This window comes from Deinococcota bacterium, from assembly GCA_030858465.1.
Taxonomy (GTDB): domain Bacteria; phylum Deinococcota; class Deinococci; order Deinococcales; family Trueperaceae; genus JALZLY01.
Map to the genome: position 1 here is coordinate 1 of JALZLY010000140.1, position 3,077 is coordinate 3,077.

The 3,077-nt window shown below is 70.1% G+C and carries 4 protein-coding genes; all 4 read left to right on the forward strand.

From position 1 onward, the window contains the following. The first annotated feature begins 88 nt into the window (after window positions 1–88). Window positions 89–541: a cytochrome c-type biogenesis protein CcmH gene (locus tag M3498_06690; protein ID MDQ3458970.1), complete on the forward strand. Its 453-nt coding sequence runs from the start codon at window positions 89–91 to the stop codon at window positions 539–541. A 5-nt stretch (window positions 542–546) separates the two neighbouring features. Further along, complete coding sequence (locus tag M3498_06695; protein ID MDQ3458971.1) at window positions 547–2,169, forward strand: c-type cytochrome; 1,623 nt, start codon at window positions 547–549, stop codon at window positions 2,167–2,169. A 13-nt stretch (window positions 2,170–2,182) separates the two neighbouring features. Then, window positions 2,183–2,746, forward strand: a complete 564-nt coding sequence (locus M3498_06700) for a ubiquinol-cytochrome c reductase iron-sulfur subunit (protein MDQ3458972.1) — start codon at window positions 2,183–2,185, stop codon at window positions 2,744–2,746. A gap of 51 nt (window positions 2,747–2,797) precedes the next feature. Beyond that, a partial coding sequence (locus tag M3498_06705) for an NAD(P)/FAD-dependent oxidoreductase (GenBank protein ID MDQ3458973.1) occupies window positions 2,798–3,077 on the forward strand: 280 nt, incomplete at its 3' end.

A 3,077-nucleotide genomic window follows, 5' to 3' on the forward strand; every position in this document is an offset into this window, starting at 1 on the left:
GGTCAAGGCGGGGGTCGAGGGTCGGGGGTCGGGGGTCGGGAGAGGCTTATGCTTACGTCTGCCTCTTGTCTTTAGGCTACTTGTCTTTGTGCTGCTGGTCCTTTTCGCGACCGCGGGCGCCCAGGAGGTCCAGCTCGAGCAGGAGGTCTTCAGCATCGCCCGCGGTTTGCGCTGCATGACCTGCGACTCGGAGACGGCGGCGGACTCGAACGCGGCGGTCAGCGTCGAGTTTCGGCGCATCGTCCGCGAACAGCTTCAAGAGGGGCGCAGCAGGGACGAGATCTACAGCTACTTCGTGGAGCGCTACGGCGACGTGGTCCTGATGAACCCGCCCCGGCGGGGGATTACCCTCATCGTCTGGCTCGCGCCGCTGCTCTTCGGGCTCGTCGCCCTCGTCACGCTCTTCTACTATCTGCGCGACTGGACGAGAAAGGGTGAAGAGCCTATCCCAGCCGACCCCGACTACTTAAGGCGCGTCCGCCAGGAAGTCTCCCAGGAAGTCTCGCAGGAAATCTCGCTGCCCGCAAGCAAAGAAAGTTAAACCCTATGCTTACGCTGCTCATCGTCTTTACACTCAGCCTGCTCCTCTTGGGCTTCGTCGTCTTGCCCTTCGTCTCCACTCGCAAGCTCGACCCCCTTGCCGACGAGCGCGATCCGGTGGCGCTCGACCTCGAGGAGGAGCGCGACGCCCTCTACCGGGCGATTCGCGAGATCGACGCACGCGAGGACCTGCCGCAGGCGAGGCGCGACGCCCTGCGCGCCCGCTACGAGGCCAAGGCCGCCCAGGTCCTGCGCAACCTCGACGAGTACAGCCTGCGCCGGCGCGAGCAGGCCCCGGCAACCCCCGCCGCGCGCCCGCTCGGCCTGCCCGTCACCGCCCTGGCCCTTTTCGGCGTGGTGGTCGTCAGCACCGTGCTCTTGGGCAACTACGTCCTGCCCCGCGTCGGCAGCGACGCCAGCGTGACCACCGCCGACCCCGTCCGCCTCGAGCGGGGCCGCGAGATCGCCCGCCTGCAGGGTCTCGCCGACGGCAACCCCAGCACCGAGAACCTGACCGCGCTCGCCGAGGCGCACTGGGTCGCCGAAAACTACCCCGAGGCGAGGGAGGTCTATAGCCGCCTCGAGGCCGCCGGGCAAGCCGGGACCCAGCCCGTTCCGGGCGTCGCCTACCACCGCCTGGGCCTTTTCGCCCTGCAAGAGGGCGACGTCGACACGGGTCTGGGCTACCTCGAGCGCGCCCGCGCCGCCGACCCGCGCGACGCCGAGACGCTCTTTACGCTGGGCGACGTCTACTCGCTCATGGGCAGGTCCGCTGAGGCGCTGGCCGCCTGGGAAGCCTATAGCAACCTGCCCGACGCCGTTCACGACGAGGCTCTGGAAGCGAGATTGGAGCGTGCCCAGGTCCTCGCACCCCTGCAGGCCGCCGTGGCCGACGAGGCGAGCGAGGAGAACCTGATCGCGCTGGCCGACGCCCACTGGGACCAAGACGAGCGCGAGCCCGCCACCACGCTCTATCTGCAAATCGTCCAGGAGGTCAACCCGCGCAACCCGCAGGCGGTGCGCCGCCTGGGCGTGGCGCTCTTTTTCGCCGGCCGCCTTGATGACGCCATCCAGCTCCTCGAGGTCTCGCGCAGGCTCAGCCCCGACAGCTTGGAGGGCCTGCTCTTTCTCGGCAACGCCTACTTCAGCCAGGAGCGCCTGGAGGAGGCCATCGACGCCTGGGAAGCCTACGTCGAAGCGGCGGGCGGCCCCGAGCGGGCGGGCCGCGTGCCCTCACTCATCGCCAACGCCCAGGAAGCGCTGGAGCAAGGCGAGGACACGGCGGCGACTCCGGCGGCAACGCCTGCATCGACTTCGGCTGAGACCCCTGCCGCGCCCGAGACCCCCGCGACGCAAGCCAGTCCCGACACCGATCTCGCCGGCGCCGACCTCGGCCAGCACCTTTTCTCGAACAACTGCGCGAGCTGTCACGGCGCGCTGGGGGACGGCGGCATCGGCCCCAGACTGGCGGGCAATCCCACGGCCGCCGACGTGCTGGCGGTGCGCCGCATCGTCTCGAGCGGCCGCGGCATGATGCCCGGCTTCGGCCAGTTGAGCGACGACGAGCTCGACGCCCTGGCGCGCTTCGTGAGCGAGCGCATCTACCCCGAGGACACCACCAGCCGCTAGCTGGGCCTGGACCATGAACGAGCAAAGCGAGCCACAGCTGAGCCGCCGCCGCTTTCTCGCCTGGCTCTGGCGCCTACCCGTGCTCGGCACCGCCCTCGCCCTGGGCGTGGGCGCCTGGCAGGCCTACCGGGTTCACTTTCTCAAGCTCGAGCCCGAGGCCGAACCCGACTTCCGACCCCTCGAGGCGCAGCGCGTCGCCGCCCTCACCGACTTTGCCGAGGTGTGGGCGAGCCGGGACTTCGACCTCGCCGGCATGCCCGCGGTCGCCATCCGCCTGCCGGAGCCCGTCTCCGGCGGGCTTACCGTGGGGGAGCAACACTACGCCGCCTACAGCCGCGTCTGCACCCACCTGGGCTGCACCGTCGTCTACCGCCGCGACACCGAGGCGGTGGCCCTGGGCTTCAACTACCGCTCGAGCGAGCCCTCCTTGGCCTGCCCCTGCCACCTGGGCGTCTTCGCGCCCGCTCAGGCAGGTCGCGCGGTGAGCGGCCCGCCGGTGGACCCGCTCTTTCGCGTCGAGCTGCGCGCGGAAGAGGGCGCGCTCTACGCGGTCGGGCTCGAGCGCAGGGATGGCTGAGACGGCTTGACCAGGGCCGCCCTTCTCCCCAAAGGCGGGTAGGATGGTCGGGTGAGCGAGCCTCTACACGCCATCATCGTCGGCGGTGGGGCGGCGGGCTTTTTCGCGGCCATCACCTGCGCCGAGACCAATCCAGGAACGCGGGTCACCCTCCTGGAGCGGAGCCACCAACCTCTCGCCAAGGTGCGCGTCTCCGGCGGCGGCCGCTGCAACGTCACCCACCACCTCTTCGACCCGGCCCTACTCGCCGGGCACTACCCTCGAGGCGGCCGTGCCCTGCGCGGTCCCATGAGCCGCTTCGGGCCCCGCGAGACGGTAGCGTGGTTCACGG

Bases quoted from the DNA above. Each gene is read 5' to 3' on its own strand.
- M3498_06695 (MDQ3458971.1), top strand. From the start codon at position 547: ATGCTTACGCTGCTCATCGTCTTTACACTCAGCCTGCTCCTCTTGGGC.
- M3498_06700 (MDQ3458972.1), top strand. From the start codon at position 2,183: ATGAACGAGCAAAGCGAGCCACAGCTGAGCCGCCGCCGCTTTCTCGCC.